The following is a 12,766-nucleotide window of genomic DNA, read 5'->3' as shown; positions in this document are numbered from 1 at the left end:
CCGTGCGCGACCTCACCGTCGCCGTCTTCCGCCCCGACGATGATCGCCTCGAAGACGCCGTCGAGTTGCTCGAGTCCCTCGGTGCGACGCCCGTTCCCGATCCGATGCTGGCCGTCGAGCCTACCGGCACGAGTCCACGCGAAGATGCGGATTACGCGATCCTGACGAGCAAGACAGGAGCCGAACTCGTCGCTGGTGCCTACCCCGACGCTGACGCCAGCGTGGACGTGGGCGGGCGGACGGGTCGCTGGAACCCCGGCGAGGCTACCCTCTGCGCGGTCGGTCCGAAGACCGCCGACGCCCTCCGCGAACAGGGGTACGACCCCGAAATTGTCCCCGCGGAGTACACCTCGAGCGGCCTCGTGGCCGCCCTCGAGGACCGCGTCGACGGCGCTCGCGTCGAGGTCGCCCGGAGCGACCACGGGAGTTCGGTCCTGCTCGAGGGGCTCGAGGCCGCCGGGGCTTACGTCCACGAGACCGTCCTCTACCGACTCGTCCGGCCCCACGAGAGCGGCGACTCCGCGGAACTCGCCGCCGCGGGGGACCTCGACGTGGCCTGTTTCACCTCCTCGCTGACGGTCACCAACTGGCTCGAGGCCGCAGCTGAGCGGGGCGTCCGGGACGCGGCGCTCGAGGGACTCTCGAACGCCACGGTCGGCGTCATCGGCGAGCCGACCCGCGAGACCGCAACTGCGGCAGGAATCGACGTCGACCTGGTCGCGAGCGAGGCGACGTTCGAGGCGCTGGCGACTGAGACGGTCGAGCTGGCGGCGCCGACGTATTACGAGTGATCAGTCGTCGCCGCCGTGGCCGACCGCAGCCGCCTCCGTCCCCGTTTTCGTCACCCGGTACCACTCGCCGTTCCAGCTGATCGCGTACTCGAGGACGGCCTTGAGCGTCAGGACGCCGAAGGCGGGGACGACGAAGACGACGAAACAGGCGCTCCAGTGGAGTCCGTCGATGCGTCCGTCCTGGACGTCCCTGAGTGCGACGCCGCCGATCAGTGCCAGGAGGCAGGCCACGGGCACGAGCAGGGCTGACTCGGTGTTGAGCGCGAGCAAGAGGACGATTTTGCCGGCCAGCAAGAGGACGGCGAGGGTGCCCAGCAGCGCGGACGACAGGCGACCTATCGAGACCAGGCCGCGCCGATCGACCCCCTCCTCGAGAGCCTCGCGGAGCGTCCGGTGGAGCACCTCGACCTGGCCGACGCGCCAGCGCTTCCGTTGGCCCCACAGGTCCCCGAGGGTGTGGGGCGCCTCCATCGTGTTCGTCCACTGGCGCGCCTGGGTGACCGAACAGCCCACCCGGTAGCAGTCGTGGGCGAACGCCAGGTCCTCGGTGAGCACGTCGTCGAACCCGCCGACGCGCTCGAGGGCCTCGCGAGTGAAGACGGTCGAGGAACTTCGGCAGTTCGCGAAGCCGAACAGTTCGACGAGCTTGTAGCTCGAGTGAAAGAGGACGCGCTCGCAGTAGGCCAGCGTCTCGACGGGACCGGTCGCTCGCGGGACGCGACGGCCCTGGAAGACGTCTGCATCGCTGTCGCCGTCACCGCCACCGTCGCCCACCAGTTCGGCCATTGCCCGCGGAAGAAACGCCGGGTCGATCCACTCGTCGGCGTCGAAGACGGCGAAGTGGTCGGCGTCGCTCTCGGCGACCGCCCAGTTGATCGCGCCGGCCTTCGAACCTGGACGGCCGTTGACGCGACACCGAACGCGGTCGTGGCGGGCGGCCAGCCGGCGGGCCACCGACCTGGTGGGCTCGTCGTTCGGCTCGACGACGACCGTCACGGTCAGGTTCTCGTACTCGCTCTCGACCAGACTCTCGACGCTGATCGGAAGCGTCTCCGCGTCGCCGTAGACGGGCACGATGGCCTCGAGTGGCGGCCCGTCGGTGATTCGCGGGTCGTCGTCGCGCGAGGACCATACTTCACGAACTAGCAGCGTGCCCGTCACGAGGAGAAACGCCGTGAAGAGGGCGACGGCGGGCAAGGCCTCGAGGTAGACGACCTGGACGGTCACCAGCAGTAACTCGACGGTGACCGTCTGGATGTCCGCCCCCTGGTAGAGGCCGGCGAGGACGAGCGATCCGGTCCCGACTCCCGTCCCGAACCGTTCGATCACTCGGGAAATCGGGGAACCCATACGGGGCAACGTTCCAACCGACCCGCCTTCAATATTATGAACGAGCGTTCACACTGCACGCAACCCCTGCTCGAGGCTGAAGGTTTTTGTCAGTTTGCTCGGTAGGTCGAGTCATGACGGAGCGACGGGCAACGCGCCGGCGAGCGATTCTCGCGAGCGGCGGTGCGGTGGTGTTCTCGGGGTGTGCGTCGGTTCTCGACCGTTCGGACGGGGATGGGGCGCGGCGGGCGAACGAGGCCAGGTCGCATGGCGAGACGAAGGCGGGCCAGGAGCGAACCCGGATCGGCTTCGTCGGCGACGTCATGCTGGCACGAGGCGTCGAGGCCGAACACGCCGACGGCGACCCGTCCGACCCCTGGGAACCCGTCCTCCCGTACCTCGAGTCGCTCGACGGCCTGGTCGGGAACCTCGAGTGCTGTCTCTCGACCCGCGGCGAGCGGTTTCCCGACCGGGAGTTCTACTTTCGGGCGGACCCCTCGTGGGCGGCGCCGGCGCTCTCGAGGGCCGGATTCGACGCGCTCTCGCTCGCGAACAACCACCTGCTCGATTACGGTCCGACGGCGCTGCTCGACACGCTCGAGGCGCTGGACGAGGAGGGGATCGCCCACGCCGGCGCGGGTGAGGCGCCCGAAGACGTCTACGCGCCGACGCGCGTCTCGGTCGACGGTGCTGACCTCGCCGTCGTCTCCATCGCCGACCACTTCCAGTCCTACGGTGTCACCGACGATCGACCGGGAACGGCCTACCTCGAGTGCGATCCGACGGAGGCCCGGACCCGAATTCGGCTGCGGGAGGCGCTCTCGCAGGCGAGGGCGTTCGATCCCGACCCAGACCTCGTCGTCGCCTCGGTTCACTGGGGGCCGAACTGGGTCGAGTACCCCGAAACGAGGTATCGGAAGTTCGCTCGCTACCTGATCGATTCGGGCGCCGACGTCGTCCACGGCCACAGCGCCCACGTCTTCCAGGGCGTCGAGACCTACAACGGCGGCGTCGTCCTCCACGACACGGGCGACTTCGTCGACGACTACGTGATCAAGGAGGAACTGCGAAACGACCGCAGCTACTGCTTCGAACTCGTCCTCGAGGCGGGCGCGCTCGAGGCGGTCCGACTGGTTCCCATCGAGATCGACGACTGTCGGGTCCACCACGCGAGCGACGACGCGGCCGACTGGTCGCGAGACACCATGCGCGAACGTTCCGACCCGTTCGACACCGACTTCGAGCGCGACGACGACGCGCTGGTGGTCACGCTCGAGCAGTAGTGACGGCCTCGAGCGTACCGGGGTCGCGGTCGCCGATGCGGAGTTCGATCACCATCCGACTGTGATCTCCCGTCCGAGATCACCCGATCGCGGTCCCCCATTCGCGAACATCCCTACTGCAGTATCCCTACTGCATTATTTCTGCCGCGATTCCCTCGTCCACGACTACCGCTTCCACGATCAGACCGATCCCAACGGCAGCGTCCCCAGAAGGAGACTCAGGAGTCGCGTGATCGACGGACGGTACCCACCTTCAGCGTCTCGACCCGTCTCAGCGCCGCCACCAGCACCTGTCGCCAGGGCGGCTCCTCCCGGTGCTCGAGTTCACGCCGAAGTTCCTCGTTCTCACGTTCGAGTCGGTCGACGTCCGACGCGAGCCGATCGACGCGGGTCTCGAGGTCGCTCCGGCGTGACCGCTGGGCGCGCAGGGTCGATCGAAGGTGATCGCGCTCACGCGCGAGTCGGTTTCGTTGCTGTTCGAGTTGCTCGAATTCCCGCTCGCGGGTGACCTGTCGGGAGGATGCTCGATCGAGGTCGTCTTCGTCCTCGGGGGTGAGCCGCCCCGCCGTCGTCGCGTTGACGACCGCGCCGACGAGCAACACCAGGCCACCGAAGTACAGCCAGGTCAAAAGCAGGAGGATGGCACCGATCGCCCCAGCGGAGTCGGTGCTGCCCGAGAGGGCGACGTACACCTGGAACAGCGCCTGGAGCGCCGCCCAGCCGACGGCGGCGACGACGACCCCCGGGAGAATCTCGCGGACGCCGACGTCGACGTCGGGGAAGAAGTAGTACATTGGGAGGAAGGCGAGCGTGAACCCGACGACGAGCATGAGTGGGTTCGCGATCCCGAGCAGCGGACTGTCGGGGAGGTACGCGAAGACCGCCGTTGCGACCGCGGCGGCGAGCAGCGCGAGCCCGATCGCGGCGAAGACGACGAACGCGTCACGAAGTTGCTCGAAAAAACTGTTCTCCGCGGCCGACTCGTAGATCTCCGAGAACGCGGTGTCGAGGCCGCGGAAGATCTTCAGCGACCCCCACACCAGCGTCACGAGGCCGATGATCGACGCGCCCGCGCTCTCTACGGAGCCGGCGATCGCCTCCTCGAGCAACATCTGGCCACTCTCCGGGAGGACGCCTTCGGTCGTCGCGGCGACCTGTTCGGCGAGCTGTTCGTCACCGGCGATCGAGACGAGGAAGAACACGAGAACGAGCAGCGGGATCAGCGAAATGAACGCCTGGTAGGCGATGCTCGCCGCCATGAACGTCACGTTCTTCTGCTGGATGCCCGCGACGACGTCCTTTCCCGTCGATATCCTTCGGTGAACGTCGAGAGCCATATCTATAGCCGGACGCACCACGGCACCGTCGATAACGGGTTTGCTTGCACGCGTTCTGCGCTCGAGCCGACGGCTGTCCCGGTGTGAGGGTTACGGGCAGTCAGGAACGATTCGAACGGCGTAGAGCGCTGTCGAGGGCGGAGAGCTGTCGAGGGCCGGACGACGGTCACCGAACCGTCGCCGACGACTCGAGCAGCCAGCCGAAACGTTTCGTCCAGAACTCCTCGCCTGGCGGCTTTTTCGTCCGTCCGTAGGTCTTCCGGTCGCGAATCTGGCGCTCCAGGACGTCTCGCGCCTCGTTGATTGCGTGTTTCGCACCGTACCCTTCTCCCGAGGCGACGTACAGTCCTCGATCCGTGTGCAGACGGATGCGAGCGAGTAGGAGCGGGCGTCCGCGGCGCGTCTCGTCGTGTTCGTGGATGTGGACCTTCGCGTCGAGGACGTTCATCCCGTGATCCCTGCCGTCGAACTTTTCGACCATCGACACGATCTCGTCGTAGCTGACGTCCTCGAGCAGGTCGGTCCCGTAGACCTGTACGGCCCGGTTACCGCCAGCCTCCCACGTGAGCGACTCGAGGACGTCGGTCTTCGTCACGATCCCGTCCGGTGACCCGTCTCCGGTGACGACCAGCGAGGAGCCGCCGATCGCGAACATCTCGCCGACGGCCGTCTCGAGCGTCTCACCGGCTCGAATCGTTCGCACGGGCGAGGTCATGACGTCGCGGACCGGCAGGTCCAGGACCCTGGCGAGTTCTCCTTCCCGGGCGCCGAAGCCGCCGCGGCGCGAGCGACCGGTGCTGTCGGAAATCTCCCCGCCGAAGGGATCCGTTCCGCCCGCGTCGCCGCCCTTGCTCTGGACCTCAGCCCGAACCGTGAGCTCGGTCACGTCGTAGAGGCTGCAGATCCCGACTGCCGTCCCGTCCTCGACGACCGGGAGGTGCGTGATGTGGTTCTCGCGAAAGACGTGGAGCGCGTCGCCGAGGCTCGAGGCTGTATCGAGCGAGATGAGGTCGGGGGAGTACGCCTCCGCGACCGTCGCCGCGTCGAGAAACGACGTGACCGCTTCGATGATCTCGTCGGCGGTGACGACGCCGACCAGCGTCCGCCCCTCGAACACGGGGAGCAGTTGCGAGTCGCTGTCGATCATGAGCTGTGCCACCTTGCGGACGTCCTCCTCGGGTGCGAGTCGCGGGACGTGCCAGACCAGCGACCCGAGTTTCTCGTTCGGCTGGCGGTGGGACGTGGCGAGTTGTCTCCTGGTGACGACGCCCTCGAATTCCTCGTCGCGAACCACGACGCCCTTGATGCTGGAATCGGCGAACGTGCCGACGAGCTTCGAAACGGGCGTTTCCGGGGTGAATTCGACGTAGTCTTCTGAAACGATGTCGGCGATATCCATAGTTGTGTAACGTCTCGGTTGATCGGTCTGCTGTACTACCTGGCCGCTACCGTCGGTAGTGGATGCGACGTCTCCAACGGTCGTCATTGGAAGGGATCATTCCCGATTTTTCGGAACGGACGATGTCGCCTGTCGAGTCCCGCGTCGTGGCTGCCTCGAGCGCCTCGAATACCTCGAGCAATGAACGGTGAACTACCCGACGTACACCGAAATCGCCAGGGACAACAGGATTGCGTGCCAGACGACCGCCGTCGTCGCGACCCTCGGATCCGCGGGAGGCACCGGCGGATTCCGAAACATGGCGTCGTACAGGAACACTGTCGCGGCGAGCCCGCCGAGAAAGAGGCCAACGTCGAGCGCGAGTGGGGTCACGACGCCGAGTACTACGCCGGCCACGACGCTCGCACCGATTGCCACGATTATCCTGTCGTAGTACTCGAGCACGGTCGCTCACCCTATCGAATAGGTCGCCTTCGATCGGGGAAAATTGGTCGCCAGTTCCCGTCGACCGGGAATCGCTGCGGGCGACCGGCCCGGGCGCCGCTCGACGGTTACCGCGAGATTGTCGCGTGCTGGCCCTCGACGACCCGGTCGACCTCCTCGCGACTGACGAGCGCGACGTCGCCCGGAATCGTGCGCTTGAGCGCGCCGGTGGCGGCACCGTACTCGAGGGCCGTTCCGAGATTCTGTCCCTCGAGTCGGCTGGCGAGAAAACCGCCGACGAACGCGTCGCCTGTGCCAACCGGGGCGACGGTCTCCGTCTCGAATGCCGACCGTTTGACCAGGTCGTCGTTCCGGTAGGCCAGCGCGCCGTCCGCACCGAGGGTGATCACGACCGTCTCGAAGCCCCACCGATTGGCGAGCCTCGCGGCGATTTCGTCGACGTCGCCGGATTCGCCCAGCACGGTCCGTGCGTCTCGAACCGGTGTCACGAGGAGGTCGATCGCGGGGAAGTACTGCTCGAGCGTGCCACGCGCCTCGTCGGGCGACCACAGCCGGCTCCGATAGTTGACGTCGAACGCGGTCTGGACGCCGGCCTCCCGGGCAATCTCGAGCAGGTCGGTCACGGTTCCCTCGAGCATCGTCGACAGTGCAGGCGTGATTCCGGACGTGAGAAAGACCGTTGCGTCGCGAATCTTCTCGGTGGGGAGTTCGTCGGCCGTCGCGGTCGTCACCGCGGCGTCTGCGCGATCGTAGACGACAGTCGTCCCGCGCGGTTCGCCGGCGATCTCGAGGTAGTACGTCCCCTGTCGACCCGAGTCGGACCAGACGACGTCGACGTCCAGCCCGTACCGATGCAGGTCGGCGACGACTCGCTGTCCGAGCGGCGAGTCCGGCAGTTTCGAGATCCAGGCGGCGTCGGCGCCGAGCCGCGTAGCCGCGACCGCGACGTTGCTCTCGGCTCTGTCGGGATGAACGTCGAGCGACGGCGCGGACTCGAGTCGGTGATGTGGTGGCGGAGCGAGCCTGAGCATCGTCTCGCCGAACGTGACGAGTTTCGTCATGGGACCGTCGTCACCGACTGCTGGCATAATAGGGTGGCACCGCTGACGCGATCCTCACGGCCGCCGAACGCTACTCGGCCGGCGCATCAGAATCCTGGTCGACGTCCGTCGCGTCCGCTCCGCTCACCGGCGCTCGAGGTCCGCCCGGGTCGTCCTCGATGACCGCCTCGCGCCACGTGCCGAGCCGGAACCAGGCCACGGCGACGACGAACGTGGCGCCCATGCCGACGGAGAACGCCCACCAGATACCGTCGACGCCCCACTCGAGTCCCGAGACCGTGATGCCGGTACCGGGGACCGTCACCGTCCAGGCGAACGCGAGCACGAGTGCAACGGGGACGCGAAAGATCCAGCGCGAGAGCATCGAGAGCGCCATCGCCTCGCGCGTGTTCCCGGCGCCACGGAACGCGCCCTGGATGACCATCACGCCGGCGAAAACCGCCCAGAAGGGGGCGTTGATACGGATGAAGACGATCCCCTCGGCGATCACGTCGGGATCATTGACGAAGACGGCCATCGCCTGGGCGGGGAACGCGAAGACGACGGCGGCGATCGCGAAGATGAATCCGATCGTCCCCGCCGTAGCCGTCTTCGCCACCGTCGCCGCCCGGTCGGGCGTCCGCGCGCCGAGGTTCTGGCCGACACCGGTCGCGGTCGCGTCACCGACGGCGCCCGCGACGGACCACGTCACGGACATGAGCCGGACGACGATCCCGTAGGCGGCGGTCGGCGTCGCGCCGAAGCGGGCGACGAACGCGGCCATCGCGACCGACGCGAAGCTTCGCGCCCAGCCGTCGAACGTGGCCGGGTAGCCGACGTCGATCAACCGGTACTGGATCGACAGGTTCGGGGTGAGGTCTCGAAGCCGGAGTCGAACGCCGTAGCGACCGTCGAGGAGGATGACGATTCCGGCGATCCCGGCGACGGCCCGCGAGAGGAAGGTCGCGATGGCCGCCCCCCGCGTCCCCCATTCGGGGAACGGCCCCCAGCCGAGGATGAGAAACGGATCCAGGACGACGTTCAGCCCGGCCGATATCAGGACCAGCCACATCGCCGTCTTCGTGTCGCCGGCGCCCTGCAGGGACGACCGGAACGCAAAGAACAGGAACGTCAGCGGCAGGGCGAGGAAGATCACCTCGATGTACGCCAGCGCCTCGACGAACACCTGGTCGCGCGCGCCGATGAGCTGGAGTAACGGTCGCCGGAACGTCAGGCCGACCGTCGCCAGGAGGCCGGAGACGACCAACGCGAGGAGGATGGTCTGGCCGACGACCCGGTCGGCCGCGCGCTGGTCGCCGGCTCCGACGTGCTGGGAGACGAGGGCGATGGTCGCCGCCGTCAACCCCATCGCCGTCGAGACGAACATCCACGAGAGCGGGAACATGAGCGAGACGGCCGCGACCGCCTCCGAACTGACGCGGCCGACCCAGAACATGTCCGCGAGGTTGTAGACGGTCTGCAGGAGGTTGCCGAGGACCAGCGGCCAGGCCAGTTGCGCGAGTTTCGGCGGAATCGACCCGGTCGTCATGTCGATTCCTTTTCGTGCCTCGACATCGACATCGCCGGATCGGGAACCGGGCCCGGCCTCGAGCGAGTCCGTTTCGCCGCCGCTCGTCGACGAGTCGGACTCGAGCACGTCGTCGCTATCGTCGGCCCCCGGAGACACCACGTCGGTGATTCTCCTCGGGGCACCATCAAAAGCGCTCCCGTCTCGTTCGGCGTTGCCGACTCTTGGGCGCGGTTGGGATACAATTCTTCCTTACTGGATCAGCTAAGACACGACCGGGTCTGGTAAACCGGGATTACTAACGTGTCTCGATGGCCGTAGTGGACGTCCAGCGCGGATCCATCGCCGACGGGCGGATTTGCAAATTCGAAATATTGCTTTGGCTGCAGCGAAGACTTCGTTATCGGTTTAGACAATCTTATTAGGCGAAAGTAGCAATTACCAGGTGATGACGAGGTCCAATCAAGACTGGTGGCCGAACCAGTTGAACCTGAAGATTCTCGACCAGAACGCCCGCGACGTCGGTCCAATGGGTGAGGAGTTCGACTACGCCGAGGCGTTCCAGGAACTCGACCTCGAGGCCGTGAAGGCGGACCTCGAGGACGTGATGACGACGTCAGAGGACTGGTGGCCGGCCGACTACGGCCACTACGGTCCGCTCTTCATCCGGATGGCCTGGCACAGCGCCGGCACGTACCGCACCAGCGACGGTCGCGGCGGCGCCTCGGGTGGCACGCAACGGTTCGCCCCACTCAACAGCTGGCCCGACAACGCGAACCTCGACAAGGCCCGCCGACTGCTCTGGCCGGTCAAGCAGAAGTACGGCGAGAAGCTCTCGTGGGCCGACCTGATAGTCCTGGCCGGGAACGTCGCCCTCGAGTCGATGGGATTCGGGACGTTCGGCTTCGCCGGCGGGCGCGAGGACGCCTACGAACCCGACGAGGCCGTCGACTGGGGGCCCGAGACCGAGTGGGAAGCATCCGAGCGCTTCAGCGGCGACGACGAACTCGAGCACCCCCTCGCCGCCACCGTGATGGGGCTCATCTACGTGAATCCGGAGGGACCGGACGGCGAGCCTGATCCGGAGCGGTCGGCGGAACGGATTCGAGAGTCGTTCGGCCGAATGGCGATGAACGACGAGGAGACGGCCGCGCTCATCGCCGGCGGCCACACCTTCGGGAAGGTCCACGGCGCCGACGACCCCAACGAACACGTCGGTCCCGAGCCCGAGGCGGCTCCCATCGACCAGCAGGGGCTGGGCTGGGAGAGCAGCCACGGTTCCGGGAAAGGTGCCGACACGATTACTAGCGGAATCGAGGGCCCGTGGAACGCCACGCCGACCCAGTGGGACATGGGCTACATCGACAACCTGCTCGAGTACACGTGGTGGCCCGAGAAGGGCCCCGGCGGCGCCTGGCAGTGGACCACGCAGAACGGCGAACTCGACGGCGCCGCACCCGGTGCCGAGGACCCGTCTGAGAAGGAGGACGTGATGATGCTGACGACGGACGTCGCCTTGAAGCGCGACCCCGACTACCGGAAGATCCTCGAGCGCTTCCAGGAGAATCCCGACGAGTTCCAGGACGCCTTTGCGAAGGCGTGGTACAAGCTGATCCACCGCGACATGGGCCCGCCGGTGCGGTTCCTCGGCCCGGAGATTCCCGACGAGGAGATGCTGTGGCAGGATCCCGTCCCCGACGTGGACCACGACCTGATTGGCGAGACGGCGGTCGACGACCTCAAGGAGACGATCCTCGCGTCGGACCTCTCGGTTTCCCAGCTGGCCAAGACCGCCTGGGCAGCGGCGTCGACCTACCGCGACAGCGACAAGCGCGGTGGTGTCAACGGCGCTCGCATCCGCCTCGAGCCGCAGCGGAACTGGGAGGCCAACGAGCCCGAGGAACTGGAGACGGTGCTCTCGACGCTCGAGGAGATCCGCGAGGAGTTCAACGGCTCGCGATCCGACGACGTGCGCGTCTCGCTGGCCGACCTGATCGTGCTGGGCGGCAACGCGGCCGTCGAGCAGGCCGCGGCCAAAGCCGGCTACGACGTGGACGTGCCGTTCGAACCGGGCCGTACCGACGCCACGCAGGAACAAACCGACGTCGAGTCCTTCGAGGCGCTCGAGCCGGAGGCCGACGGGTTCCGCAACTACCTCGGCGACGGCCACGACCGGTCGGCGGAGGAGTTGCTGGTCGACAAGGCCGACCTCCTGGACCTGACGCCGCCCGAGATGACGGTGTTGGTCGGCGGCATGCGCGCGCTGGGCGCGAACTACAAGAATTCCGATCTCGGCGTCTTCACCGACCAGCCGGAGACGTTGACCAACGACTTCTTCGACACCGTCCTCTCCATGGACTACGAGTGGGAAGCCGTCTCGGACGCGGACTCCCAGGACGTCCTGGAGTGGGAAGCGCCCTCGGAGGGCCACGACATCTACGAGTTGCGCGACCGCGAAACGGGCGACGTCGAGTGGGCGGGGACCCGTGTAGACCTGATCTTCGGTTCGAACTCCCGGCTTCGAGCCATCGCGGACGTCTACGGGTCCGACGACGCCGAGGAGAAGTTCGTGCACGACTTCGTCGATACCTGGGGCAAAGTGATGCATCTCGATCGCTTCGACCTCGAGTAATCACAGCTGCGGGTTCGGGTCGGTAGTCGTATAGGCCGTCTCGACGACACACGGCGCCCTTGCCGGCGTGAACAGTGCGGGACGACCTTGCTGAACTCCTCAGTATTTGAGAAGATCTGTCCGTCGAATAGCGGTAAGCAGCGCGTGGTTTGTACGGACTTCTGCGGAGTTCATCAGCGGTTGAGGCAGATACCCCGACCCTTGAGGTCGGGGTTGTTGACCGAAGCCGGAGATTCGACTGGTAGATGACGTAGCACTTCTATCACGGTCCGAGGGCCGCGATATCGGCTCCCACCGTCGCCAGTGCGTCGGCGGGGTTCGGGTCGCTGTCGGCCAGGTGCGAATGGAGGAATTCACAGAGGGATGAGCGCTTCTATGATCGTATGGGCCAGAACACTCGATGGTCATAACCACGACAGCTGTCCGGAAGATGTGTGTGGAGGTGGTCTATAGACGAATCTAGGAAGTAATCATGGAGTAGGGCGATTATCGCTCGAGATGGCGTCCAGGATGGACCTAGGCGTGAGCAGGACAAAGAGAGTGGCCCGAAAAGAGGGGGAAATTACGCTCTCAAAAGTTCATAATCGGTTTCAGTCTTGCGTTTTCCGGGTTGGCGGTAACTAGGAAGAGAAATGCTACGAAGAGAGCCTCACCCCAATCTCACAAAATCGGATTCGCTGGTTTAGAGCCTTCTATACAGGGATCTCACTCACCCACTCGAGTCGAGCGTAGGTCCGTCCAGGACCCGATTCAAAAGCTCATAATCGGTTCCCTGCTATCGGTTTAGGGGTACCAGACGACGCTCGAAATTCCGAACAGGTTGAGACACTTTTCGAGAAGGGAAACATACCATAGAGCTCGTCTCGAACCGGTTATGCACGTTTGACGCCTCGAGACGTGCATCTACGCAGCGAGTACCGATTACGAAACTGATCTCGCTCGCCCATCAGTCTCGGAAATCATCGAGACACACGCGAAAGTAT

At 66.0% G+C, this 12,766-nt stretch carries 9 protein-coding genes and 1 pseudogene; 3 read left to right on the top strand and 7 right to left on the bottom strand.

Annotation, left to right across the window (positions count from 1 at the left end; genetic code table 11):
- The first annotated feature begins 2 nt into the window (after positions 1-2).
- Complete coding sequence (locus NGM29_RS00375) at positions 3-791, top strand: uroporphyrinogen-III synthase (RefSeq protein ID WP_254158300.1); 789 nt, start codon at positions 3-5, stop codon at positions 789-791.
- Here NGM29_RS00375 and NGM29_RS00370 read toward each other — a convergent pair whose 3' ends face one another.
- Entirely contained in the window at positions 792-2,141 is a 1,350-nt protein-coding gene (locus NGM29_RS00370; RefSeq protein WP_254158299.1) for a glycosyltransferase family 2 protein, read from the bottom strand.
- A gap of 113 nt (positions 2,142-2,254) precedes the next feature.
- Here NGM29_RS00370 and NGM29_RS00365 point away from each other — a divergent pair, with 113 nt between their 5' ends.
- Positions 2,255-3,403 carry a CapA family protein gene (locus NGM29_RS00365; protein ID WP_254158298.1) on the top strand — a complete coding sequence of 383 codons (1,149 nt, stop codon included), beginning with the start codon at positions 2,255-2,257 and terminating at the stop codon, positions 3,401-3,403.
- Positions 3,404-3,621: 218 nt separating this feature from the next.
- On the opposite strand, the gene NGM29_RS00360 is transcribed toward NGM29_RS00365, so the two are convergent.
- From NGM29_RS00360 to NGM29_RS00340, 5 genes are all read right to left on the bottom strand, one after another.
- Positions 3,622-4,740, bottom strand: a complete 1,119-nt coding sequence (locus NGM29_RS00360) for a YihY/virulence factor BrkB family protein (protein WP_254158297.1) — start codon at positions 4,738-4,740, stop codon at positions 3,622-3,624.
- 166 nt (positions 4,741-4,906) lie between these two features.
- Positions 4,907-6,139, bottom strand: a complete 1,233-nt coding sequence (locus NGM29_RS00355) for a CBS domain-containing protein (protein ID WP_254158296.1) — start codon at positions 6,137-6,139, stop codon at positions 4,907-4,909.
- Between the two features lie 192 nt (positions 6,140-6,331).
- Positions 6,332-6,583 (bottom strand): DUF8015 family protein, encoded by a 252-nt coding sequence (locus tag NGM29_RS00350; protein WP_254158295.1) that lies wholly within the window; start codon positions 6,581-6,583, stop codon positions 6,332-6,334.
- 107 nt (positions 6,584-6,690) lie between these two features.
- Positions 6,691-7,644, bottom strand: coding sequence for a bifunctional 2-dehydro-3-deoxygluconokinase/2-dehydro-3-deoxygalactonokinase (kdgK1, locus tag NGM29_RS00345; protein WP_254158294.1), 954 nt, complete (start codon positions 7,642-7,644; stop codon positions 6,691-6,693).
- 70 nt (positions 7,645-7,714) lie between these two features.
- Entirely contained in the window at positions 7,715-9,172 is a 1,458-nt protein-coding gene (locus NGM29_RS00340; RefSeq protein WP_254160652.1) for an MATE family efflux transporter, read from the bottom strand.
- A 427-nt stretch (positions 9,173-9,599) separates the two neighbouring features.
- Here NGM29_RS00340 and katG point away from each other — a divergent pair, with 427 nt between their 5' ends.
- The gene (gene katG / locus NGM29_RS00335) at positions 9,600-11,783 is read left to right on the top strand and encodes a catalase/peroxidase HPI (RefSeq protein ID WP_254158293.1); all 2,184 of its coding nucleotides are present in this window, start codon (positions 9,600-9,602) and stop codon (positions 11,781-11,783) included.
- Between the two features lie 262 nt (positions 11,784-12,045).
- On the opposite strand, the pseudogene NGM29_RS21390 reads toward katG, so the two are convergent.
- Positions 12,046-12,129: pseudogene (locus tag NGM29_RS21390) on the bottom strand (ribonuclease H); the annotation flags it as partial.
- Positions 12,130-12,766 lie beyond the last annotated feature (637 nt).

The organism is Natronosalvus rutilus (assembly GCF_024204665.1).
In the GTDB taxonomy this organism is placed as follows: domain Archaea; phylum Halobacteriota; class Halobacteria; order Halobacteriales; family Natrialbaceae; genus Natronosalvus; species Natronosalvus rutilus.
This window is presented reverse-complemented; position numbering and strand designations above follow the sequence as displayed.